The following is a 20,652-nucleotide window of genomic DNA, read 5'->3' on the forward strand; positions in this document are numbered from 1 at the left end:
GTGGGCGGCTCAGGCCGCCACCTCGCACTGCACGCCGGCTTCACTGAGCAGGCGCGGGTAGGGGTCGGGCGGCGCGGCATCGGTGAACAGCATGTCCAGCTCGCTCATGTGGCCGAGCTGCACCATGGCCGGGCGGTTGAACTTGCTGTGGTCGGTGGCCAGCCAGACCTCGCGCGAGTGCTCGATGATGGCGCGCGACACCTTCACCTCGCGGTAGTCGAAGTCGCGCAGGCTGCCGTCGGGCTCGATGCCCGAGATGCCGATCAGCCCGATGTCCACCTTGAACTGGCGGATGAAGTCCACCGTCGCCTCACCGACGATGCCGCGGTCGCGCGAGCGCACCACGCCACCGGCGACGATCACCTCGCAATCGGGGTTGTCGCTGAGGATGGCGGCGACGTTGAGGTTGTTGGTGATCACGCGCAGCCCGCGGTGCCGCATCAGCTCATGCGCCACCGCCTCGGTGGTGGTGCCGATGTTGAGGATCAGCGAGCAGCCGTCCGGCACCGCTTTTGCCACGCTACGGGCAATGCGCTGCTTGGCATCGGCGTTGAGGTTCTGGCGCTGGCGGTAGGCGATGTTCTCCACCGTCGAGCTGGGCACCCGCACGCCGCCGTGGAAGCGCGCCAGCAGCCCGGCTTCGGAGAGCAGCTTCACGTCGCGGCGCACCGTCTGCAGCGTGACGCCGAAGCGCTCGGCCAGCGACTCGACCGACAGAGCGCCGTTGGCGCGCACTTCTTCGAGCAGCTGGGCTTGGCGTGGATTGGGCGTCATGGCGTGCGCGGTCGGTTCGTTCAGGCGATGGTGGAAGGGACGGAATGATTCCATTCGAACGCAGCGAACCATAAGCGAACCAAAGCGAAAACGAATTAGGGTAAGCGATGCATTGCTTTCCTTTCGCTTGTCCGGTAAAACGAAAAAAGAAGGACGCAAACGAACAAAAGCGAACATCGCCAACAGGCCCCCGAGAAAGGGCCGGCGATGCGAGCGAGGCAAGCACCGGTTCGGCGTCTGTCCCACCCCCATCCAAGGAGACACGAGGTGACCGAGCCTCTCGTTGCGTCGCACGGCCGTCAGTCCGCTTCCGCCGTGAAGGCGGCCGCCGGGGCATTTGCGCGCGACACCAGCTGCGACGTGCTGGTGGTCGGCGGTGGCATCAACGGCGTGGGCATCGCCCGCGACCTGGCCGGCCGTGGCCTGAAGGTGGTGCTGTGCGAGAAGGACGACCTGGCCCAGCACACGTCGTCCTCCTCCACCAAGCTGATCCACGGCGGGCTGCGCTACCTGGAGTACTACGAGTTCTCGCTGGTGCGCAAGGCCCTCATCGAGCGCGAGGTGCTGCTGCGCAGCGCGCCCCACATCATGTGGCCGCTGCGCTTCGTGATGCCGCACGACCCCTCGATGCGGCCGGCCTGGATGCTGCGTGCCGGCCTGTTCCTCTACGACCACCTGGCCAAGCGCGAGGTGCTGCCCGGCTCCGCCGCCATCGACCTGCGCCACCACGAGGCCGGGCAGCCGCTCAAGCCGGTCTACAGCAAGGCCTTCATCTATTCCGACGGCTGGGTCGACGACGCCCGCCTGGTGGTGCTCAACGCACTGGACGCGGCGGCCCGCGGCGCCCAGATCCACACCCGCACCCGCTGCGTCGATGCCCAGCGCACGGCCAACGGCTGGAAGGCGGTGCTGCAGGCCAGCGACGGCGACACCTTCACCGTGATGGCGCGCGCGCTGGTGAACGCCGCCGGCCCCTGGACCGGGCAGTTCCTGCGCGAGCATGCCCACCAGCCCGACAGCAAGGGCCTGCGCCTGGTGAAGGGCAGCCACATCGTGGTGAAGAAGATGTTCGACCACCCGATGGCCTACATCTTCCAGAACCCTGACAAGCGCATCATCTTCGCCATTCCCTACGAGCAGGACTACACCCTGATCGGCACCACCGACGTCGAGCACAAGGGCCCCATCGGCGAGGCCCGCATCGACCAGGGCGAGATCGACTACCTGTGCGAGCAGGCCAGCCGCTACTTCGCGCGCCCGGTGACGCCGGCCGACGTGGCCTGGAGCTACGCCGGCGTGCGCCCGCTGCTGGACGACGCCTCCGGCAACGCCTCGGCCGTGACGCGCGACTACCTGCTGGAGCTGGACACCCGCGAGGCGCCCTTGCTGTCGGTCTGGGGTGGCAAGATCACGACCTTCCGCAAGCTGGCGGAGGAGGCGGCCGACCGGCTCTGCCCGACGCTTGGCAACCGCTCCACCGCCTGGACCGCGAGCGAGTCGCTGCCCGGTGGCGACCTGCGGGCCTACATCGGCACGCCGCAGCGGCCCGACACCGACTTCGAGCGTTTCGACCAGGCGCTGGCCGACCGCCACCCCTGGCTGCCGCCGGTGCTGCGCCGGCGCCTGGCGCGCAACTACGGCAGCCGCATCGACCTGGTGCTGGGCAAGGCGGCCCGGCTGGAAGATCTGGGCGACGAGGTGGCGCCCAACCTGCGGGTGGCGGAGCTGAGCTACCTGTGCAATCACGAGTGGGCCTGCAGCGCCGCCGACGTGCTGTGGCGGCGCACCAAGCTCGGGCTGCACCTGAGCCCGGAACAGCGCAACGCGGTGGCGCTGTGGTTCGAACGCAGTTCGGCGCCGACCCAGCCGGCTTCGCTGGCCTCGGCGCGCTGAAGCGCCGGACGATAAAGACGACGATGGAGAGAACATGCAACTGATGCTCGAACGCATCGAGAAGCAGGTCGGGTCCCAGACCCACCTGTACCCGATGGACATGGCCTTGCAGCCGGGTGCCGTCACCGTGCTGCTGGGCGCCACGCAGGCCGGCAAGACCAGCCTGATGCGCCTGATGGCGGGCCTGGACACGCCGAGCAAGGGCATCGTGCGGGTGGATGGCCGCGACGTCACCGGCATGCCGGTGCGCCAGCGCAATGTGGCGATGGTCTACCAGCAGTTCATCAACTACCCGTCGATGAAGGTGTTCGACAACATCGCCTCGCCGTTGCGGCTGCGTGGCGAGGGGAATGTCGAGGCCCGCGTGAAGGAGCTGGCCGAGAAGCTGCACATCGCGCAGTTCCTGCAGCGCCTGCCGTCCGAGCTGTCGGGCGGGCAGCAGCAGCGGGTGGCGCTGGCCCGCGCGCTGGCCAAGCGCGCGCCCCTGATGCTGCTGGACGAGCCGCTGGTCAACCTCGACTACAAGCTGCGCGAGGAGCTGCGCGAGGAACTCTCGCAGCTGTTCGCCACCGGCGACTCCACCGTGGTCTATGCCACCACCGAGCCGACCGAGGCGCTGCTGCTGGGCGGCTACACGGCGGTGATGGACGCCGGCGAGCTGCTGCAATACGGCCCCACCGCCGAGGTGTTCCACCGTCCGCAGTCCATCCGCGTGGCGCGGGCCTTCAGCGACCCGCCGATGAACCTGATCGAGGGCGAAGCCGCTTCGCTGGGCGTGCAGCTGCCGTCGGGCGTGCAGGTCAATGTGCCGCTGCCCGCCGCCGGCTCGCGCAAGGTGACGCTGGGCGTGCGGGCCTTCGCACTGCGCGAGACCGCCCGCGAAGGCGACGTGGCACTGCAGGGCACGGTGGAGCTGGCCGAGATCTCCGGCTCCGACACCTTCGTGCACGTGCACACCGCGGTCGGCGAGCTGGTGGCCCAGCTGACCGGCGTGCACTACTTCGACCTCGGCGCCTCGCTGACGCTCTACCTGCATCCCTCGCAGGTCTATGTGTTCGACGAGAACGGCCGCCTGCTGGTCGCGCCGGCGCGCGCCATGCAACCCACCGCAGGAGCCCGCTGACATGGCCCGCATCGACCTCGACCTGGCGCACGCCTACCGCCCCAACCCGCAGCGTGACGAAGACTATGCGCTGCTGCCCCTGAAGATGACCTTCCGCGACGGCGGCGCCTATGCGCTGCTGGGCCCCTCGGGCTGCGGCAAGACGACGTTGCTGAACATCATCTCCGGCCTGGTGCAGCCCTCGCACGGCAGCGTGAAGTTCGACGGCCGCGACGTCACCCGGCTGAGCCCGCAGGAGCGCAACATCGCCCAGGTGTTCCAGTTCCCGGTGATCTACGACACCATGACGGTGGCCGAGAACCTGGCCTTCCCACTGCGCAACCGCAAGGTCGCCCCGGCCAAGATCAAGGAGCGCGTGGGCAAGATCGCCGAGATGCTGGAGATGAGCGGCCAGCTCGACCAGCGCGCCTCCGGCCTGTCGGCCGACGCCAAGCAGAAGATCTCGCTGGGCCGCGGCCTGGTGCGCGAGGATGTCTCGGCGGTGCTGTTCGACGAGCCGCTGACGGTGATCGATCCGCACCTGAAGTGGCAGCTGCGCCGCAAGCTCAAGCAGATCCACCACGAGCTGAAGCTGACCCTGGTCTACGTCACCCACGACCAGGTGGAGGCGCTCACCTTCGCCGAGGAGGTGGTGGTGATGACCCGCGGCCGCGCGGTGCAGGTGGGCTCGGCCGACCAGCTCTTCGAGCGGCCGGAGCACACCTTCGTCGGCAACTTCATCGGCTCGCCGGGCATGAACTTCCTGAAGGGCCGCTACACCGGCGGCCGGCTGCAGATCGGCAGCCGCCTGCTCGACGTGCCGGCCGGCAAGGCGGCGCTGCTGCAGCAGGCCGGTGACGTGACGCTGGGCGTGCGGCCCGAGTACGTCACCGCCGTCGAGTCCGAGGACGGCAGCGCGCTGCCGGTGCAGGTCACCCAGGTGCAGGACATCGGCACCCACTGGCTGGTGACCGGCCGGCTGGGGCAGGGCGATGCCGCCGCCGTGCTCAAGGCCCGCTTGAGCCCGGAGCGCGCCGCACCCGCGGTGGGCGACACGATGTGGTGGTCGGTGGTGGGCTCGCACACCTGCTTCTACAAGAACGAGGAACGCATCGCATGAGGCTGGGCCCGAGCGCGACGGAGACGATCGAATGAAACCTGTCAATCAAAAAGCGTGGCTGCTGGTGCTGCCCGTGTTCATCTGCGTGGCCTTCTCGGCCATCCTGCCGCTGATGACCGTCGTCAACTACTCGGTGCAGGACATCATCTCGCCCGAGCGGCGGGTGTTCGTCGGCACCGAGTGGTTCGCGATGGTGATGCGCGACGAGGAGCTGCACGCCGCCCTGCTGCGCCAGCTGACCTACTCGCTGGCGGTGCTGGCGGTCGAGCTGCCGCTGGGCATCATGCTGGCGCTGGCCATGCCTTCCCAGGGCTGGAAGTCGTCGGCGGTGCTGGTGCTGGTGGCGCTGTCGCTGCTGATCCCCTGGAACGTGGTCGGCACCATCTGGCAGATCTACGGCCGCACCGACATCGGCCTGCTGGGCTACACGCTGCAGCAGCTGGGCATCGAGTACAGCTACACCGGCGAGGCCAGCCACGCCTGGATCACGGTGCTGGTGATGGACGTCTGGCACTGGACGCCGCTGGTGGCGCTGCTGGCTTATGCCGGCCTGCGCTCCATCCCTGACGCCTACTACCAGGCGGCGCGCATCGACGGCGCGTCCAAGCTGGCGGTGTTCCGCTACATCCAGCTGCCCAAGATGCGCGGCGTGCTGATGATCGCGGTGCTGCTGCGCTTCATGGACAGCTTCATGATCTACACCGAAGTCTCCGTGCTCACCGGCGGTGGCCCGGGCAATTCCACCACCTTCCTCAGCCAGTACCTGACGCAAAAGGCGGTCGGCCAGTTCGACCTGGGCCCGGCGGCGGCGTTCTCGCTGATCTACTTCCTCATCATTCTGCTCGTGAGCTTCATCCTGTACACCTGGATGCAGCGCATCGGTACTGTCGACAAAACGGAGGGTGCTCATGGTTGAGAAGCGCTTCCAGAAGCGGACGCTGTTCCTCTTCGCCTACCTGCTGTTCGCCATCCTGCCCATCTACTGGATGGTGAACATGTCGTTCAAGACGAACACCGAGATCCTCGGCGGCTTTGCGCTGTGGCCTCAGGAGTTCACGCTCGACAACTACAAGACCATCCTGACCGACCCGTCGTGGTATGACGGGTACATCAACTCGCTGATCTATGTGGCGATCAACACGGTGATCTCGGTCACCGTGGCGCTGCCGGCGGCCTACGCCTTCTCGCGCTACCGCTTCCTGGGCGACCAGCAGGTGTTCTTCTGGCTGCTGACCAACCGCATGACGCCGCCGGCGGTGTTCCTGCTGCCCTTCTTCCAGCTGTACACCACGCTGAACCTGATGGACACCCACCTCGCCGTGGCGCTGGCCCACCTGGTCTTCAACGTGCCGCTGGCGGTGTGGATCCTGGAAGGCTTCATGAGCGGCATCCCGCGCGAGATCGACGAGACCGCGTACATCGACGGCTACAGCTTCCCGAAGTTCTTCTTCAAGATCTTCCTGCCGCTGATCAAGGCCGGCGTGGGCGTGGCGGCGTTCTTCTGCTTCATGTTCAGCTGGGTCGAGCTGCTGCTGGCCCGCACGCTGACCAGCGTGAATGCCAAGCCCATCGTCGCGACGATGACGCGCACGGTGTCGGCCTCGGGCATGGACTGGGCCCTGCTGGCCGCCGCCGGGGTGCTGACCATCGTGCCCGGCGCCATCGTGATCTGGTTCGTTCGCCACTACATCGCGAAGGGCTTCGCGATGGGTCGCGTGTGACGTATTGCCCAAGGAGCGTATAGATGTTTGCCTGGATGGTGTGGACCCCGCCGGTCGCCGTATTCTTCAGCTGCATCGTGCTGATGCTGATCGGCATGACGGTGTGGGAGATCAAGTCGCCGACCACGACGCGCAAGGGCTGGCTGCCGATGGAGACGACCCGCGGCGACCGCCTCTTCATCGGCCTGCTCACCGCCGCGTATGTCAACCTCGCCTGGGTCGGCCTGGGTGAGAAGATGGTGAGCTGGTTCTCGCTGGAGCAGGAGCCCACGGTGTGGATCAGCTTCGGCATCTCGATGGCCCTGCTCGTGTTGATCATGCGCAAGGGCTGAGTGGTTCCCCACGGAAGAATCTTGGAATTCGGGCCGGTGCTTCCCGCGGCCTGTGTTCTTGTGCGACCCGGGAAGAAGACGAATGAGGAGACCTACATGAAGCAGCGCTTGAGTGCCGTTGCCTTTGCCGCCGCCGCCCTGGCCATGGGGCAGGCTGCATGGGCCGGCGAGCCCGAAGCGAAGAAGTGGATTGACAGCGAGTTCCAGCCGTCCACGCTGAGCAAGGACCAGCAGCAGGCCGAGATGAAGTGGTTCATCGAAGCCGCCAAGAAGCTGCAGGCCGCGGGCGTCAAGGAAATCTCGGTGGTCTCCGAGACCATCACGACGCACGAGTACGAGGCCAAGACCCTGGCCAAGGCTTTCACCGAGATCACCGGCATCAAGGTCAAGCACGACCTGATCCAGGAAGGCGACGTCGTCGAGAAGCTGCAGACCTCCATGCAGTCCGGCAAGTCGATCTATGACGGCTGGATCTCCGACTCCGACCTGATCGGCACCCACTACCGCTATGGCAAGGTGCTGTCGCTGTCCGACTACATGGCCGGCGCCGGCAAGGAATACACCAACCCTGGCCTGGACCTGAAGGACTTCATCGGCACCAGCTTCACGACCGGCCCGGACAAGAAGCTGTACCAGCTGCCCGACCAGCAGTTCGCCAACCTCTATTGGTTCCGTGCCGACCTGTTCGCACGCCAGGACCTGAAGGACAAGTTCAAGGCCAAGTACGGCTATGAGCTGGGCGTGCCGCTGAACTGGAGCGCCTACGAGGACATCGCCGAGTTCTTCACCAACGACGTGAAGCAGATCGACGGCAAGCCGATCTACGGCCACATGGACTACGGCAAGAAGGACCCGTCGCTGGGCTGGCGCTTCACCGACGCCTGGCTGTCGATGGCCGGCACGGCGGACAAGGGCATCCCGAACGGCATGCCGGTGGACGAGTGGGGCATTCGCGTCGCGGCCGACAAGTGCACCCCGGTGGGCGCCTCGATGGCCCGCGGCGGCGCCACCAACTCGCCGGCGGCGGTCTATGCGCTGACCAAGTACATCGACTGGATGAAGAAGTACGCGCCGAAGGAAGCCATGGGCATGACCTTCGGCGAGGCCGGCCCGGTGCCGGCGCAAGGCCAGATCGCGCAGCAGATCTTCTGGTACACCGCCTTCACCGCCGACATGACCAAGGCCGGCCTGCCGGTGGTCAATGCCGATGGCACGCCCAAGTGGCGCATGGCGCCTGGCCCGAACGGCCCGTACTGGAAGCCCGGCATGCAGAACGGCTACCAGGACGTGGGCTCCTGGTCCTTCTTCAAGGACCATGATGCCAACCGCACGGCGGCCGCCTGGCTGTACGCGCAGTTCGTGACCAGCAAGACCGTCTCGCTGAAGAAGTCCATCAAGGGCCTGACCTTCATCCGCGACAGCGACATCCGCCACGACTACTTCACCCAGAACGCGGCGAAGTACGGCGGCCTGGTCGAGTTCTACCGCAGCCCGGCCCGCGTGGCCTGGACGCCGACCGGCACCAACGTGCCCGACTACCCCAAGCTGGCCCAGCTGTGGTGGAAGAACGTGGCGACCGCGGTGACCGGCGAGAAGACCCCGCAGGCCGCGATGGACAACCTGGCCGACGAGATGGACGCCGTGATGGCCCGCCTGGAGCGCGCCGGCATGAACGCCTGCGCACCCAAGCTCAACCCGAAGGGCGACCCGGAGAAGTTCCTGAGCGACAAGGCCGCCCCGTGGAAGAAGCTGGCCAACGAGAAGCCGAAGGGCGAGACCATTGCCTACGACACGCTGCTGCAAGCGTGGAAGAACGGCAAGGTGCGCTGATGCGAGCCTGAGCGTCGGCCACCGCTTCGGCGGCCGCTGACGCCGGCCTTCGGGGCCGTGCCACCCGGGCGCTCCAGCGCCATCAACCGCCCGCCGGGGACACCCGGCGGGCGGTTTTCATTGGCGTGCGCCGTGGCGGCGCCAGCCCTTCCTCGCTGCGACCTGGCCGTGGCCGATTGGCCGGGAACGGCGCGCGCGCAGTTCTTGGGAAGCGCGCCATGTCGCGAGCACGATCCTTCGCGCCCCTCCTGCCCACCGGCCGGCCGCACCGGTGCCGATCGAGCACACGCGGACACGCGGGTGGGCCGGGGGCTGCCCACAATGCGGCGCATGACCACCACCACACGCCACCTCAAGCCCCGGCCCGGCCCTGCCGGCGACCGGGGCGGCGAGTTGATCTCCCGCGCACTCGCCTACATCGACGCCCATCTCGAGCAGCCGCTGGATGCCCCCACGCTGGCCGACCGCGCGGCCATGTCGCGCCACCACTTCCACCGCATGTTCCGCGCGTATGTCGGCTGCAGCGTGGGCGGCTACATCACCTGGCGGCGGCTGCAGCGCGCTTGCGCCCTGCTGGCCAGCGGCCCGGAGCCGGTGATCGACATCGCGCTGAGCGTGGGCTACGAATCGGCGCAGTCGCTGGCCAAGGCCATGCGGCGCGAACTGGGCACCACCCCCACCGCGGTGCGCCGCGGTGCTGCCGCGCCATGGACCAGCCTGCTGCAGCCAGCCCGGCTGCCCGGGCCCGACCCACTGTCATCACCTGGAGACGTTCCCATGCAAGTGACCCGCCACGCCATCCTGCCGCCCGGCCTCGTCGCCCTGACCGCCACCGCGCGGGGCATCGTCGCGCACCAGATGACCCGTGCCGCCCAGCAGGCCTTTGGCGAGCTGATGCCCGCCGTGGGAGCAGCCGGCCTGATGCCGCAGGTGAGGAGCCTGGTGAGCATCGTGCCCGACGACCCGCAGGGACCGGACGATCCGCATTGCCGCTTCGTGGCCGGCGTGGTGTTCGGCTATGCGATGGCGGACGGCAGCGGCACCTGCCGGCAGCCCGAGCTGCCGCTGTCGGGCACGCTCGCCTGGCAGCCGCTGGCGCCGGGTCGCCATGCGGTGTTCACCCACATGGGCCCTTACACGACGCTGCACCTGAGCTGGGCGGCGATCTACCGCGACTGGCTGCCGGCCTCGGGCGAGCGGCTGCGCGATGCGCCGCCGCTGGAGCTGTGCATCAACAACCCGGCGACGACAGCGCCCGATGCGCTGCATACGGAGATCTGGGTGCCGGTGGAGGGGTGAGGCGCAAGGCCCGCTGCAGCGCTGCGGCGGCGGGATGGTCGCCGCCACGCTTGCCTGCCCCGCCCGCCCGCGGTACAACCCTTGCCACTTTGGCTCCCGGCCGGCCCTGCACCTGGGGCCCCAGGGCCGCCCCCAGGAACAGCACGGAGCGAAGCTGATGAAATACCAAGGGAGTTGTCATTGCGGGCGCATCGCCTTCGAGGTCGAAGGCGAGCTGGGTGACGTGATGGAATGCAATTGCTCGCACTGCCAGCGCAAGGGCTTCCTGCTGTGGTTCGTCGGGCGTGACCAGTTCCGCCTCACGACGCCGGAAGACCAGATCGCCACCTACCTCTTCAACAAGCACGTGATCCGCCACCGCTTCTGCGCGAACTGCGGCACCCAGCCCTTCGGCGAAGGGGTGGACCCGCAGGGCCGCGAGGTGCGGGCGGTCAACGTGCGCTGCCTCGATCCGGTCGACCTGGCGGCACTGCGCCGCATCCCGTTCGACGGCCGCAGCCTCTGAGGCGGCTTCAGCGCGTCGGCCGCAGCCGCCCGGGCGCGCTCTGCAGCACCTTGCTGGTCAGCCGGTGCAGCCCGGAAGGATCGGTGTAGCCGACCCGCGCCGCCACTTCGGCGAGCGCCAGCGGGGTGGTCTCGATCAGGTGCCGGGCGCGCCGCAGCCGCACCGCCTGCACCAGCGCCAGCGGCGTCTGGCCGGTGGCGCGTTGCACCCGCCTGGCCAGCGTGCGCTCCGACACGTGCAGCTGGCGGGCCAGCTCTGCCAGCGTGGGCAGCTGTGGCAGGCTCGCGTCGACAATCGCTTCGATGCGGCCGACGATCTCGTCCTGCGAGGCCAGCTGGCTCCAGATCGCATAGGTCGCCTGCGAGGGGCGGCTGTCGAGCAGCAGGTAGCGCATCACGTTGTCGGTCACCGCATGCCCGATGCAGCGTCTCAGCAACAGCAACATCAGGTCCATTTGGGCCATCGCGGCGCCGGCGGTGAGGATGCGGCTGTCCTCCACCACCATGCGCGAGATGTCCAGCCGGCAATCGGGATAGCGTGACTGCAGCAGGCCGGCGAGCGCCCAGTGGGTGGTAGCGGCCCGCCCCGCCAGCAGGCCCGCCTCGCCCAGCATCAGCACCGAGGTGCAGGACGCCGCCACCGTGCCGCCGCGTTCATGGTGGGCCCGCATCAGCATGGCCAGGCAGGCCGCGTCCGGCGCAGCCAGCCGCTCCGCCAGGAAGGCAGCGGTGCGCTGCCCCATGCCACCGGTGAGCTGGCCGGCCGGCACCGGCTGCAGCCCCGGCACCACCAGGACGGAGCGGCCGAAGCGCATGCGCGGCGACAGTGGCTCTGCGGCCAGCGACAGTCCCTGGCCCAGGTCGATGTTCGGGTGGCTGCCCACCACCCGCCACGTGAGCGGCCGCTGTCCATGGCGGTCGGCGCCACGGTTGGCGGCAACGAGCGTGTCCAGCGTGATGGCGAGGGCGGCCGGCAACACGCCGTCCAACACGGCGATGGTCAGGTCTGGCATGGCAGGTTCAGCAATGAAATTGTCGATTGGGACAATAGCCGAAACAGGGCCGCGCTGCTGCAATCACGCCAAACCATCACTCACCACCCCGGCAGGAGGCCGTCTATGTCGTTCGTCCAACATGCAGTGCGGTTCAGCGTCGCCAATCCCGGCAGCTTCGAGGCGCTGATGGAGCATCGGTTCTTCCACCCGGCTCTGGACCGGGCCGCGTCGGGCAAGCTCTTCCTGCGGGAAGCCATGCGCCTGACGGGTGCCGAGATTTCGATGAACCGGATGCCGCCCGGCCGAGCGGTTCCCTTCATGCACCGGCACCGCGTCAACGAGGAGATCTACATCTTTATCGCCGGCGAGGGGGAGTTCCAGGTGGACGACGAACACTTCCGGGTGCGCGCCGGCACGGTGGTGAGGGTGGACCCGGTGGCGGCCCGCAGCTGGCGCGCCACCGGGGCGGCGCCGCTCGACTACATCGTCATCCAGGTGCCGGCCGGTGGCTATGTGGGCGCGGGCGCCATCGACGACGGGGTGTTGCTGGACAAGAAGCCGGCCTGGAGCCCCAATGCGCCGGTCGATGCGCCGACCGCATAGCCCCCGGAGCGATGAGGGCCGGGTCCGGTCCCCACCGGCGGCGAGTCGCAGAATTTGCGACGTGGCCCGCCGGTCGGGCTGGACCGCATGCCATCGAGATCGGAGGTCAGGATGGACAAGAAGCTGCATTTGCTGGAGAGCTTCACCGCCATGGGCAGCGACGGGGGCAGCTACAAGGTGCTGGGCTACGAGCACCTGGTGCGCGACCCGAGCCTGAACGAAGCACTTGATCGCTGGGAGCCCAGCGGGCTGTCGGAATACAAGCTGGCCACCGGCGAGCATGTCGACCTGCTGCCGGACGGCGCCCTGCTGGTGCCAAGCACCGGCCTGCGGCTGCAGCGCCAGGCACCGGCCTGACGGCGGCCCGGCGGCCTCCCGGCAGGGGCCGGCCGGGCCTCAGCGGAACGGCCGGCTCACGAAGCGCGAGCCGCGCTCGCCAAACCGCCACGGCACGTCGATCGCCTTCGAAATGCCGATGCGTGGCCCGGCCACCACGTCGCTCGGTTGCTCCGGCGCCACCACCTCGAAGGGCGCCCGGTCGAGCGGCAGGCCATCGAAGCTGCCATCCACGCCGAGCGCCTGGCACAGCCGGCCCGGGCCGGCGCACAGCAGGCGCACGTCCTGCATGCCGCGCCGTTGCCGCATCCGGTCCAGGCCGGCCGTCGGCTCCAGCGCGCGGATGAGGACACCGGCACCGTGGCCCGCCTCCCGGCACACGAAGTTGAGGCACCAGTGGATGCCGTAGGAGCGGTACACATACGCATGGCCCGAGGGGCCGAACATCGAGGCATTGCGCGGCGTGAGGCCGGCGAAGGTGTGCGACGCCGGGTCTTCACGGTCGTAGGCCTCGGTCTCGACGATGCGCCCGCCGACACCGTCCACCAGCACGGTGGCGCCAATGAGGGCGCGGGCTACCTCGGGTGCGGGGGCATCGAAATCGATGGATGGCGACAACTGCAGCATGCCGCGAGCTTAAAGGCGGTGGCGTGATGCTTCCGTAGGGCCCTTGGCCACCGCCGTGGCGGCCGCGGCTGACAGCCGTGGACCGGCGTTGGCCGGCGTTGCGCGGGGCGTGGCAGCAAGTTGCGGTACAACCCCGGCATGTCCGACGAATACCAGATCGATATCCCGCCCTCGTTCTTCGAGGTCTACACCGACGCCCGCCGCCGCCTGACGGAGCCGCTCGCGGTGGTGCGCGCTCGCTACGAGATCTGCGAGGACCTGGCCCACCACCTGGTGGAGCACGGCAAGACCATGCTGTTCAGCGTGGGCATCAACGAGGACGAGGTGCTGCGGCGCATCCACCTGGGCCTGTGCGTGCCGGAGTCGGGGGTGGCACCCGCCGAAGCGGTGTGGGTCGTGCGCCGCCTGGCCGAGCTGCTCGGCTGGGACAGCCCGGCCTTCGACACGCCGGCCTGAGTGGCGCTGCCGCCGCGTCGCCGGTGGAGCGGGCGCGCGCCGGCTCGGCGGGCCGGTACCGTGGTCGCCCTGCAGCCCGTGCCCTCACGGGGGCTCGCGCCAGGGGAGGCGTGAGCCGGCGCATGGGAATACGGTTTGCCGGTCCGGCTGGATCCGGGCTGGCGGCGTGCTGGGTGGGCCGCGCTGGCTGCAGTGCATGGAGTACCGAGATGGCACACGAACTGATCCGCACCTATGACCGATTCGACGACGCCGAGGCCGCGCGCCAGGCCTTGCTGGGCTCCGGCTTCAGGCCGGACGCCGTGCACCTGTCGGTGAGCGGGGACGAGGCCGGCCCCGTCGAAGGCAACTTCGTGGTGGGCAATGGCGAGCCAAGCGCAGGCGGGGCCGACGCCTACGACAGCAACTATGCCGATCCGGTGCACCGCGGCATCTACCGCCTGATCGTCGACGCCGAAAGCGAAGCACAGGACGCGCGTGCCCGCGCTGTCCTCGACGGCCGCGGCGCCACCGATCCACAGGCCCGCGCCGACGCTGCACCACGCCCGAGCTGAGGCGGCGGGCCGCCGGCGGGCGGGGGCAACCGCCGCGGCATGCCGGCATGCGCTGCGGCGCATCGTGGCCCATGCCGTGCCACCCGGCGGTTGCCGGCAGGTTCCTGGCCATGTCCGCATGCGGACGGTTGGCGCCTTGTCCGCGCGATGCGGGTGATGCGGCCCCGCTTGGCGTTCCGCGCTGCCGGCTCGACACCCCCGCGACGCAGGCCGGCAATCTGCGGCGTCGGGGGGCGACACGCCGGGCACGCCGCGGCTCGAGAGCCTCTGCTGCAAGTCATGCCATCCGGCCCGGTGGTTGGTGGGCTCTTTGATAATGCCCAGCGTCACTCGCACCTTGCCGAGCCGATCGGGTGTGGAGCCGGACCGGCCCGCCAATGCGCCAGCGCCGCCTGATCATCAAACACTGTCCGGGGCATGCCGTGATCCGCTTCAAACTGGGCGAACAGATCGAGAAGAAGCAGTTCCAGGAAGGCCGCCACATCACCGTGCAGGAGGTGGCGGCCGGCTCCGGCGTCAACCGCATGACGCTGTCCAAGATCCTCAACCAGCGCGGCTACAGCACCGGCACCGAGATCGTCGACAAGCTCTGCCGCTATTTCGGCTGCCCGGTCGGCGACCTGCTCGAGTACGTGCCGGACGAGGCGGAGTCGCCCCGCGCGCCGCCACCGGCCTGAGCCCGTTGCCGGCCGGCACGGCCACCGGGCGGGGCCGCCCCTCCTCCTTCAGCGCTGCGCCCCGCCCGGCGGCCGGGCGGCGACCAGCGCGGCGAGCTGGCGCGCCTTGGCGCGCGCCGCCTCGCGGTCGCTCAGCTGCAGCTTGCCGTAGAGGTGGTTGACATGGCTCTTCACGGTGGCCAGTGACACCTGCAGGCGGGTGGCGATCTGCTCGTTGGTCCAGCCGTCGCCGATGGCCTGCAGCACCCGCCACTCCTGCGGCGTCAGGCCGGCCGGCGGTGGACGGTTGGCTGGCGGCGCGGGCTGTGGTGGCACCGGGGTGGCCAAGCGCTGAGCCAGTGCCAGCGCGCGCTCGCGGGCCTCCGGGTGTCGTGCGCTGTCGGTGGAGCGCAGGAAGGCCTGCAGGCAGGGCAGCACCCGGGGCGCCAGCCACAGCGCCTCCAGCCGGTCCGGCTCGCCGTCTGTCTCGAGCCAGGACCGCAGGCTGCTCGCCACTCCGGCCAGCGCCTGCAGCAGCTGCACGCGGCGCACCAGCCGGCGCAGGCCACGGCCTTGCAGTTCGGCGAGCAGGGCCGGCGCCTGCCGCAGCACGGCATCGCCACCGAGCCAGCAGTCAGCCACCAGGGCCTGCAGGGCGGCATGGCAATCGGCCAGGTCGGCGCCCGGTGCCGGCAACTGGAAGGCGCCGGCTTCGCGGGCCAGCGCGCTGCGGTCGTCCTGCAGGCCCAGGCACCACACCCGCAGCAGGCCCAGGTCGGAGCGCCAGCGGCGGCAGTGGAAGTCGAAGCGCAGCCGGTTTTCCAGGGCCCGCCAGCCGGCCTGGCCGGCATCGAGCCGTCCCTCGGCCAAGTCGAGCTGGGCGCGCAGCAGAAGGTCCGGGAAGGCCCAGTAGCCCTCTGGCAGCGCCTGCGCCTCGGCCAGGCGGCGAGCCTCCTCCAGTTGCAGCCGGCCGAGGGTTCGCCGCAGCTGCAGCCGCTGCAGCGCCTGGCCCACCGGCCACGCGGCGAGGGCCGGTGCCGGATCCTGTAGCGCCAGCGCGGTGGCGCTGTCGGCCAGGGCGTCGTCGCCAGCGTCGCCGGCGGTGCGGGCCAGCGCATGCAGGCCCAGCCATTCGAGCAGTCGCAGCCGGTCGCGCCGGGCGGCCCGCACCGCCTGCTGCAGCACCGGCAAGGCCTCGTCGGGGCGGCCGAGCTCGGCCAGGCAGAGGCCGCGGGTGAAGCCGGCCGCCACGGCCAGCGGGTGCAGGTCGCCCGGCCAGGCCTGCAGCACCTGGGAGGCATGGGTAAGGGCGGCTTCGAAATGGTCGAACATCTGCTCCGCGCGCGCCTGCAGCCAGTGCTGCAAGGGCGCGGCCGCACCCGCCGCCTCGGGCAGGCGCCGCATGGCCTCGTGGGGCAGCTGTTCCAGCTCGATCAAGCGGCCCAGCCGCAGGCAGGTCCACTCGGGGCCGGCGGCGCCGTCCAGCCGCTGATCGAGCGCGGCCGGGTCGGGCGCATACAGCAGCCGAAAGCCGTCGGCCAGCGGCGCGCAGGCCGCAACCGGCCCGTCGTGCGTCGGGCCGGCGGGGCCACCTGGGGGGTGGAGGACGGTGGAAACAAGGCTCATGGCAGGTAGGAAGGGCTCCACCCGCACGCCTCCACCGCCAAGGTGGATGCGCGCTGGCGAGGCGGCCGACACAATGCCGCGACTCTACCGCTTGCCCGACCTCACCATGTCCTCCCTCGATCTGCAACGACAACTGGCCCATCTTCGTTTCCTGGCCGAAGGCCGCGACTTGGTCTTCGGCGATCCGGCCGACTGCCCCCTGCCGCCGCAACGGCTGGCCGGGCTCGCCCCCGGCGCGCCGGAGGCCGCCGCGGTGGTGGAGTCCGGCCTGACGGCGCGCGTCTTCCGGGTCGAGGGGCCTGCGGGCGCCTATGCCGTGAAGCAGGCCCGGCCGGCCTGCCTGGTGCAGAACCGGGACGGCGAGACCTCCTTCGTCAATGAACTGCAGCGCCACCTGGAGCTGCGCCGGCTGCGGGAAGCCGGCACGACGCTCGGCGGCATCTCGCAGCCGCTGTACGGCTCGCTGCGGCAAGGGCTGTTGGTCTCGCGCTGGATCGACGGGGCCCCGCCCGCTGACTGGACCGAGCGGCAGCTGCAGCAGGCCTTCGAGACCGGCCGGCAGCTGCTGCTGCACGGGTTCTTCGAATGGGACTGGAGCCCCGGCAATCTGCTCGACGATGGTCGCCAGCTGTGGTTGTTTGATTTCGGCTACATGTACCGCTTCGATCCCCTGCACCAGTTCAACTCGGCCGGCCGCGGCGACGACCGGCCGATGTTCCACCTGGCCGAGCGCATCGAGACGCGCAACCTGTTCGGCTGGCTGCTGGGCGTCGAGCGCGAGCAGGGCCAGGACGCGGCGCTGGCGCGCTTCGCCCGCGTGAAGGAGATCGCCATCGACACCTACTGCCGCCTGCGCACCGGGCTGGCGGCCCGCGGCGCCAGCAGCGTGGTGCTGGACTGGCTGGGTGGCATCGTGGCGCACTGGCAGGCGGGCCTGAAGGGCAGCCTGGACGGGCTCTATCTGCAAGAAGGCTGGCGCTCGCACCTGCTGGACCTGGAGGACGACCTCAGCGGCCGCACCTGCACGCCGCGCACGCTGGAGCGCTGTGACTGGCTGCTGCGCACGGTGCGCGAGCACCACGCCACCTTGCAGCGGGTGCAGGCGCTGTTCGGCGAGGATGCTGGCGCGACCCGGGCGCAGCTGCTGGAGCGTGGACTGCACCGCCGGGCGCTGGCCGAGCGCTACCAGGTCGAGGCGACCGCCTGAGCCCTGGCGAACGGGGGCCGTGTGTCGGCGCTGACACGCAGCGGCAACATGCTGGGCCAGCGGCGGGCGTGCAATGCGGGGCCGGCGGCGACGAGCCGCCTTCTTCCCTTCTTCATCTGCAGGAAGGACCCGCATTGCACGCTGACGATCGTCCCTGCGGCCAGGGACTGGCCCACGACCTTGAAAACGGCTGTGGTCCAGCACCGCCCGGTGCCACGGCGCGCTGCGCCGGCTGGCGGCCTTCGCGGCTTCTCGCACTGCAAACAGTGGCGGCACCGGCCTCGGCTTGCGCATCGCGCGCGACCTGAGCTGGCGCTGCGGCGGCAGCCTGCGTCTGCGCAACCGCAACCGCAACCGCAGCGGCGGCGGCGGCCGCTTGCAGTCCGAGCTGCTCTTGCCTGCCGCCCCTGTCACCTTCACCGTTTGACGGGGGGATTGCAGCCTTCATAAAGTGCACCACTTGTAGAAGGGTGCATGCGCATGCATTTCGCTCGTCCCGAACTCGCCAGCGAGCTGGCCCGCCAGTTGCGAGGCGATGCCGTTGTCGGTGGCCTGCAGCATGGCCTGTTCCTCGCAGCGCCGCGTGGCACCGGCCTCTCCACCTTCCTGCGCCGCGACCTCGAGCCGCAGCTGGCGCGGGCCGGCGCGGTGGTGGTGCATGTGGAGCTGAGCGCCGACCGTCGCCGCGACGGCGGGCAGCTCATCGTGGACGCCATTGCCCGTGCCCTCGGCTGGCAGCTGCGAGCCCTGGCCGGCTCGGTGTCCAAGGCCCGGCTGGCCGCCCTGGGCCGGGCCTTCTGGCCGGACGCCGCCGACCCCCAGCCCGGTACCGCCGGCGGCACCACGCTGACCGATGCCATCTGTGCGCTGCAGGACCTGTGCGCCCGCCCGGTCGCCCTGGTGATCGACGATGCCCACCATGCGCTCGACAGCCCGCCCGGCGAAGCCGCCATGGCGTCGTTGAAGCAAGCCAGCGGCGAGCTCAACCGCCGTGGCACGGTGCGGCTGCAACTGGTGCTCGCCGGCTCCCATCGCGACAAGCTGCTGCGGCTGATGGACACCGCCGGCGCGCCGTTCCAGGGCGCCACCATCCACAGCCTGCCCAAGCTGGGCGTGCCCTATGTGGATCATGTGGTGGGCCTCATCGAGGCACGCCGGCCGGAGTTGCGGCCGGTGAACGGGGTCTTGCTGGCCGAGGCGTTTCGCGCCTTCCGCCAACGGCCGGGGTGCTTCGGCGCGGCCATTGCCGAGGCACTCAACCCATTGAACGACGCCGAAGGGCGCTTCGAGCACCAGGTGCGGGCGGCGGCCGGGCGCGAGCAGGCTGCCGAGACCGCGCGGCGCCGCGACGACTACCTGGGGCTGCGCCCGCTGGAGCAGGCGGTGCTCGGCCGCCTGCTGGAGGAGGGCCGGCGCTTTCGGCCGGACGATGCCGACACCCAGGCCTTCTGCCAGCAGCGTTGTCCGGGCATGTCGGTGTCGTCGCTGGAGGTGATCGCCGCGCTGGAGCGCCTGCGCGACCATGCGCCGCCGCTGGTCTGGCGCTCGCCGCGGGGCGAGTACGCGGTGGAGGATCCCGGCCTGCTGGTGTGGTACCAGGAATGCTCGCGGTCGGGTGAATGGCCGCCGATCGAGGCTCAGGCGAGCTGCGTCGCGGCCTTGCTGTCGGAGTCCGGCGCGGCCGGCTGAGCGGGCGGCAGGCCAAGCACCACCTCGGCGATATGCCGCATCTCGCCGAACAGGTGCCGGGGCCCCGCTTGAGCCAGCGCCTCCGGGGTGGCGTAGCCCCAGGTCACGGCGCCGAAGGCCATGCCGGCGTGGTGGGCCGCTTCGGCGTCGGCGCCCTGGTCGCCGATGTACAGCACCTGGCCGCCTGGCACAGCGGCGCGGCGTGCCAGGCGGCGCAGCCGGGGCGCCTTGCCGAGGATGGAGGCACCGCAATCGACGTGTGCGAACAAGGCCATCAGCTGCGGCCCGAGCACCGCCTCCACATTGACCCGGGCGTTGGATGTGACCAGGGCCAGCGGCACCTGGTGCGCCGCCAGCGTGCGCAGCAACTCGGCGCTGCCGGGAAACAAGGGCACCCGCTGGCTGGAGTGCTGCATGCGCCCCATGAAGCTGCGCGCCACCGCCGGCAGCTTCCAGGCCGGCACCTGCAGCCGCCGCATCACTTCGCGGGTGCTGCATTGCCGCAGCAGCGGCACTTCCTCGGGGGCCGGGGCGCGAAAGCGGTGCTCGCGCGCGACCTCGCCCAGGGCGCCGAGGAAAAAGGCAAAGGAGTCGGCCAGGGTGCCGTCGAAATCAAAAGCGACCAGTCGGTATGGCATGAATCGCTCGGGGACCGCCGCTGCTGCTGCGCCGGGCGGCAAGAAGGAAAAGAGCGGCATTGTCCCTGCCGGAACGCCCGAGTGGTCGGCGCCGGTCGCCCGCGGTGGCGGCATGCCGCCCGGGCACCGGGCGCTGCCTGCCTGGCTCGGCATGCCAGGGCGCCATGGCCGCGCGCTGGTGGGCGTGGTGGGGCTGGCCAAGCGGCAGGCGGCTATGACAGCCCTCCGCTGCGCGGGCTCGATGGAGGTCAGCAGCATGCCCGGGCAGGCCTGCGGCCTGGAGACGCAGGGCGGAGGGCGGAGGGCGGAGGGCGAAGGCAGGCTCCCGCACGTGGTACAGGGGCGCGACCGGAGCGGGTGCCCGGCAGCGGTGGACAGCGCCCCGGGGCAGCGCGTTGCCGCCTGCGGGAGGGTGGCTGCAGCACCCGGTGCCGGTGCCGGGGCAGGGGCAAGGGCAAGGGCAAGGGCAAGGGCAAGGGCAAGGGCAAGGGCAAGGGCAAGGGCAAGGGCAAGGGCAGGGGCAGGGGCAGGGGCAGGGGCAGGGGCAGGGGCAGGGGCAAGGGCAGGGGCAGGGGCAGGGGCAGGATGCGCGTGGTCCGGCCACCCTGCCTGCACCATGCCGCCGCGGACCCGCGTCCATCCAGTGGCTTCGACCGCGGTCGCGGCGAGCCGCGACCGGCCTGCACACCG

Annotated in this window: 21 protein-coding genes; 16 read left to right on the forward strand and 5 right to left on the reverse strand. The window is 70.1% G+C overall.

Going from position 1 to position 20,652, the window contains the following annotated elements; genetic code table 11:
- Positions 1-9: 9 nt before the first annotated feature.
- Positions 10-774 (reverse strand): DeoR/GlpR family DNA-binding transcription regulator, encoded by a 765-nt coding sequence (locus N7L95_RS16555; RefSeq protein ID WP_301260168.1) that lies wholly within the window; start codon positions 772-774, stop codon positions 10-12.
- 207 nt (positions 775-981) lie between these two features.
- On the opposite strand from N7L95_RS16555, the gene glpD reads away from it, so the two are divergent.
- From glpD to N7L95_RS16600, 9 genes are all read left to right on the forward strand, one after another.
- The gene (glpD, locus tag N7L95_RS16560; protein ID WP_435870024.1) at positions 982-2,667 is read left to right on the forward strand and encodes a glycerol-3-phosphate dehydrogenase; all 1,686 of its coding nucleotides are present in this window, start codon (positions 982-984) and stop codon (positions 2,665-2,667) included.
- Positions 2,668-2,701: 34 nt separating this feature from the next.
- Complete coding sequence (locus N7L95_RS16565) at positions 2,702-3,790, forward strand: ABC transporter ATP-binding protein (protein WP_301256362.1); 1,089 nt, start codon at positions 2,702-2,704, stop codon at positions 3,788-3,790.
- A 1-nt stretch (position 3,791) separates the two neighbouring features.
- Positions 3,792-4,889, forward strand: coding sequence for an ABC transporter ATP-binding protein (locus N7L95_RS16570; RefSeq protein ID WP_301256363.1), 1,098 nt, complete (start codon positions 3,792-3,794; stop codon positions 4,887-4,889).
- Positions 4,890-4,920: 31 nt separating this feature from the next.
- A complete protein-coding gene (locus N7L95_RS16575; RefSeq protein WP_301256364.1) occupies positions 4,921-5,805 on the forward strand; it encodes a carbohydrate ABC transporter permease in 885 nt (294 codons plus the stop codon).
- A complete protein-coding gene (locus N7L95_RS16580) occupies positions 5,798-6,610 on the forward strand; it encodes a carbohydrate ABC transporter permease (RefSeq protein WP_301256365.1) in 813 nt (270 codons plus the stop codon). Before N7L95_RS16575 ends, N7L95_RS16580 begins: the two co-directional genes overlap by 8 nt.
- A 23-nt stretch (positions 6,611-6,633) precedes the next feature.
- The gene (locus tag N7L95_RS16585; RefSeq protein WP_301256366.1) at positions 6,634-6,942 is read left to right on the forward strand and encodes a DUF2160 domain-containing protein; all 309 of its coding nucleotides are present in this window, start codon (positions 6,634-6,636) and stop codon (positions 6,940-6,942) included.
- A gap of 96 nt (positions 6,943-7,038) precedes the next feature.
- A complete protein-coding gene (locus N7L95_RS16590; RefSeq protein ID WP_301256367.1) occupies positions 7,039-8,772 on the forward strand; it encodes an ABC transporter substrate-binding protein in 1,734 nt (577 codons plus the stop codon).
- A 330-nt stretch (positions 8,773-9,102) separates the two neighbouring features.
- Positions 9,103-10,071 (forward strand): AraC family transcriptional regulator, encoded by a 969-nt coding sequence (locus N7L95_RS16595; protein ID WP_301256368.1) that lies wholly within the window; start codon positions 9,103-9,105, stop codon positions 10,069-10,071.
- Between the two features lie 157 nt (positions 10,072-10,228).
- Positions 10,229-10,576 (forward strand): GFA family protein, encoded by a 348-nt coding sequence (locus tag N7L95_RS16600; RefSeq protein ID WP_301256369.1) that lies wholly within the window; start codon positions 10,229-10,231, stop codon positions 10,574-10,576.
- Positions 10,577-10,583: 7 nt separating this feature from the next.
- Here the strand turns inward: N7L95_RS16600 and N7L95_RS16605 are convergent, their stop codons facing one another.
- Entirely contained in the window at positions 10,584-11,588 is a 1,005-nt protein-coding gene (locus tag N7L95_RS16605; RefSeq protein ID WP_301256370.1) for a GlxA family transcriptional regulator, read from the reverse strand.
- Between the two features lie 105 nt (positions 11,589-11,693).
- Between N7L95_RS16605 and N7L95_RS16610 the strand changes: the two genes are divergently transcribed.
- Both N7L95_RS16610 and N7L95_RS16615 read left to right on the forward strand, forming a co-directional pair.
- Entirely contained in the window at positions 11,694-12,173 is a 480-nt protein-coding gene (locus N7L95_RS16610; RefSeq protein WP_301256371.1) for a cupin domain-containing protein, read from the forward strand.
- Between the two features lie 111 nt (positions 12,174-12,284).
- Complete coding sequence (locus tag N7L95_RS16615; protein WP_301256372.1) at positions 12,285-12,530, forward strand: hypothetical protein; 246 nt, start codon at positions 12,285-12,287, stop codon at positions 12,528-12,530.
- A 39-nt stretch (positions 12,531-12,569) separates the two neighbouring features.
- Here N7L95_RS16615 and N7L95_RS16620 read toward each other — a convergent pair whose 3' ends face one another.
- Positions 12,570-13,136: a DNA-3-methyladenine glycosylase gene (locus N7L95_RS16620; RefSeq protein ID WP_301256373.1), complete on the reverse strand. Its 567-nt coding sequence runs from the start codon at positions 13,134-13,136 to the stop codon at positions 12,570-12,572.
- Between the two features lie 138 nt (positions 13,137-13,274).
- Between N7L95_RS16620 and N7L95_RS16625 the strand changes: the two genes are divergently transcribed.
- The 3 genes from N7L95_RS16625 to N7L95_RS16635 all read left to right on the forward strand — a co-directional run bounded on the left by N7L95_RS16625 (position 13,275) and on the right by N7L95_RS16635 (position 14,823).
- Entirely contained in the window at positions 13,275-13,592 is a 318-nt protein-coding gene (locus N7L95_RS16625) for a hypothetical protein (protein ID WP_301256374.1), read from the forward strand.
- 209 nt (positions 13,593-13,801) lie between these two features.
- Positions 13,802-14,146, forward strand: a complete 345-nt coding sequence (locus N7L95_RS16630; protein WP_301256375.1) for a hypothetical protein — start codon at positions 13,802-13,804, stop codon at positions 14,144-14,146.
- Positions 14,147-14,568: 422 nt separating this feature from the next.
- On the forward strand, positions 14,569-14,823 hold the full coding sequence (locus N7L95_RS16635) for a helix-turn-helix domain-containing protein (RefSeq protein ID WP_301256376.1): 255 nt from the start codon (positions 14,569-14,571) through the stop codon (positions 14,821-14,823).
- A gap of 48 nt (positions 14,824-14,871) precedes the next feature.
- Here N7L95_RS16635 and N7L95_RS16640 read toward each other — a convergent pair whose 3' ends face one another.
- On the reverse strand, positions 14,872-16,428 hold the full coding sequence (locus N7L95_RS16640; protein WP_301256377.1) for a LuxR family transcriptional regulator: 1,557 nt from the start codon (positions 16,426-16,428) through the stop codon (positions 14,872-14,874).
- Positions 16,429-16,534: 106 nt separating this feature from the next.
- On the opposite strand from N7L95_RS16640, the gene N7L95_RS16645 reads away from it, so the two are divergent.
- Together N7L95_RS16645 and N7L95_RS16650 are read left to right on the forward strand one after the other, a co-directional pair.
- Positions 16,535-17,635, forward strand: a complete 1,101-nt coding sequence (locus tag N7L95_RS16645; RefSeq protein ID WP_301256378.1) for a protein kinase family protein — start codon at positions 16,535-16,537, stop codon at positions 17,633-17,635.
- 474 nt (positions 17,636-18,109) lie between these two features.
- The gene (locus N7L95_RS16650; protein ID WP_301256379.1) at positions 18,110-19,324 is read left to right on the forward strand and encodes an ATP-binding protein; all 1,215 of its coding nucleotides are present in this window, start codon (positions 18,110-18,112) and stop codon (positions 19,322-19,324) included.
- Here N7L95_RS16650 and N7L95_RS16655 read toward each other — a convergent pair.
- Complete coding sequence (locus N7L95_RS16655) at positions 19,273-19,962, reverse strand: HAD hydrolase-like protein (protein WP_301256380.1); 690 nt, start codon at positions 19,960-19,962, stop codon at positions 19,273-19,275. The two genes, N7L95_RS16650 and N7L95_RS16655, sit on opposite strands and share 52 nt — an antisense overlap.
- Positions 19,963-20,652: the final 690 nt, after the last annotated feature.

Source organism: Eleftheria terrae, from assembly GCF_030419005.1.
GTDB classification, from domain to species: domain Bacteria; phylum Pseudomonadota; class Gammaproteobacteria; order Burkholderiales; family Burkholderiaceae_C; genus Caldimonas; species Caldimonas terrae.

Bases quoted from the DNA above. Each gene is read 5' to 3' on its own strand.
- N7L95_RS16600 (WP_301256369.1), top strand. From the start codon at position 10,229: ATGAAATACCAAGGGAGTTGTCATTGCGGGCGCATCGCCTTCGAGGTC.
- N7L95_RS16630 (WP_301256375.1), top strand. From the start codon at position 13,802: ATGGCACACGAACTGATCCGCACCTATGACCGATTCGACGACGCCGAG.
- N7L95_RS16580 (WP_301256365.1), top strand. From the start codon at position 5,798: ATGGTTGAGAAGCGCTTCCAGAAGCGGACGCTGTTCCTCTTCGCCTAC.
- N7L95_RS16555 (WP_301260168.1), bottom strand. From the start codon at position 774: ATGACGCCCAATCCACGCCAAGCCCAGCTGCTCGAAGAAGTGCGCGCC.
- glpD (WP_435870024.1), top strand. From the start codon at position 982: ATGCGAGCGAGGCAAGCACCGGTTCGGCGTCTGTCCCACCCCCATCCA.
- N7L95_RS16605 (WP_301256370.1), bottom strand. From the start codon at position 11,588: ATGCCAGACCTGACCATCGCCGTGTTGGACGGCGTGTTGCCGGCCGCC.
- N7L95_RS16610 (WP_301256371.1), top strand. From the start codon at position 11,694: ATGTCGTTCGTCCAACATGCAGTGCGGTTCAGCGTCGCCAATCCCGGC.
- N7L95_RS16625 (WP_301256374.1), top strand. From the start codon at position 13,275: ATGTCCGACGAATACCAGATCGATATCCCGCCCTCGTTCTTCGAGGTC.
- N7L95_RS16565 (WP_301256362.1), top strand. From the start codon at position 2,702: ATGCAACTGATGCTCGAACGCATCGAGAAGCAGGTCGGGTCCCAGACC.
- N7L95_RS16620 (WP_301256373.1), bottom strand. From the start codon at position 13,136: ATGCTGCAGTTGTCGCCATCCATCGATTTCGATGCCCCCGCACCCGAG.
- N7L95_RS16640 (WP_301256377.1), bottom strand. From the start codon at position 16,428: ATGAGCCTTGTTTCCACCGTCCTCCACCCCCCAGGTGGCCCCGCCGGC.
- N7L95_RS16615 (WP_301256372.1), top strand. From the start codon at position 12,285: ATGGACAAGAAGCTGCATTTGCTGGAGAGCTTCACCGCCATGGGCAGC.
- N7L95_RS16590 (WP_301256367.1), top strand. From the start codon at position 7,039: ATGAAGCAGCGCTTGAGTGCCGTTGCCTTTGCCGCCGCCGCCCTGGCC.
- N7L95_RS16655 (WP_301256380.1), bottom strand. From the start codon at position 19,962: ATGCCATACCGACTGGTCGCTTTTGATTTCGACGGCACCCTGGCCGAC.
- N7L95_RS16575 (WP_301256364.1), top strand. From the start codon at position 4,921: ATGAAACCTGTCAATCAAAAAGCGTGGCTGCTGGTGCTGCCCGTGTTC.
- N7L95_RS16595 (WP_301256368.1), top strand. From the start codon at position 9,103: ATGACCACCACCACACGCCACCTCAAGCCCCGGCCCGGCCCTGCCGGC.
- N7L95_RS16645 (WP_301256378.1), top strand. From the start codon at position 16,535: ATGTCCTCCCTCGATCTGCAACGACAACTGGCCCATCTTCGTTTCCTG.
- N7L95_RS16585 (WP_301256366.1), top strand. From the start codon at position 6,634: ATGTTTGCCTGGATGGTGTGGACCCCGCCGGTCGCCGTATTCTTCAGC.
- N7L95_RS16650 (WP_301256379.1), top strand. From the start codon at position 18,110: ATGCGCATGCATTTCGCTCGTCCCGAACTCGCCAGCGAGCTGGCCCGC.
- N7L95_RS16570 (WP_301256363.1), top strand. From the start codon at position 3,792: ATGGCCCGCATCGACCTCGACCTGGCGCACGCCTACCGCCCCAACCCG.